The 1,068-nt window shown below is 40.7% G+C and carries 1 protein-coding gene; it reads right to left on the minus strand.

The genetic code is table 11. The annotated features are described in order from the left end of the window. Window positions 1-1,068: reverse transcriptase domain-containing protein (locus N0824_RS19070; RefSeq protein WP_255420545.1), on the minus strand; the 1,068-nt coding region annotated here is incomplete at both ends.

A 1,068-nucleotide genomic window follows, 5' to 3' on the forward strand; every position in this document is an offset into this window, starting at 1 on the left:
GTCGGGGCGTACTAGGGTATGTCTGACTATTGGTGTCCAGTTATGTTTCCATAAGTGAAGACCATCTTTGGTTTTAAATAGCCAAGATTCTTGTCTTTCTTTCCCATTGCTGAGTTTAACTGTACCCGGTCTGAAATAGTTTCTCAGCTTTTTGTAGCTCGCTTTACCGCATCTTGTTACTGTCCATGCCCTTAACATTAACCAGATTGTGTAGTCTAGTTTATTGAAGGTATCTGTGGATACTACTCCTGAATAGTAGTTTGCCCAACCTCTAATGACTGGGTTTAGGTGACTAATCAGGGCTGATTGAGGTGCTGTTTTGTGTTTTTTGATTACACCTTTAATCGCTTCTGTGTGGGCTTTAACTGCTTTTTGGCTGGGTTTTATGTGGGTTTTGTGACCAATTAATCGGCCTCCTTTCCCTCCTGTTTTCCCAGATTTGTGTTTTCCTACTGGATATTGCCTGATATTGAATCCTAGAAAGTCAAAACCGGGTTCTTCCGTTTTCCCATTATATCCAATGGGTTTGAGTGTATGACACACTTTGGTCTTTTCTGGTTTGAGTTCTAATCCAATAGGTTTTAACCATTCGGAAATGGCAGTCTTGCACTGTTCAATGATTTCGAGTGATGGGGAAATCACTACAAAGTCATCGGCGTATCTTATGAGAACAGCTTGATTGGTATATTTCTTTTTGGGAAATAACGTTTCAATTAGTCTCGCCATTCCATCCAGTGCGATGTTAGCGAGTAGTGGACTTATTACCCCTCCTTGAGGTGTCCCTGTTTCTGTTTCTTCAAATACGCCGTTATCCAAAACTCCTGCTTTGAGCCATTGTTTTATGTCTCTTTTCAGGGAACTTGGACAATGAATTTTGGACAGTAAAAAGTTGTGATTAATTCGGTCAAAACACTTGGCAATATCGGCATCTAATACAAAGTAGCTACCTTGATTAATGGTGATGTATATCCTTGATATTGCGTCATGGGCAGACCTTCCCGGTCGGAAACCATAGCTGGTTCCTTCCATTTTTGATTCCCATTCTGGTTCAAGTGCCGATTTAATCAA

Origin of the sequence: Microcystis sp. 0824 (assembly GCF_003112475.1) — a bacterium.
GTDB lineage: Bacteria > Cyanobacteriota > Cyanobacteriia > Cyanobacteriales > Microcystaceae > Microcystis > Microcystis aeruginosa_C.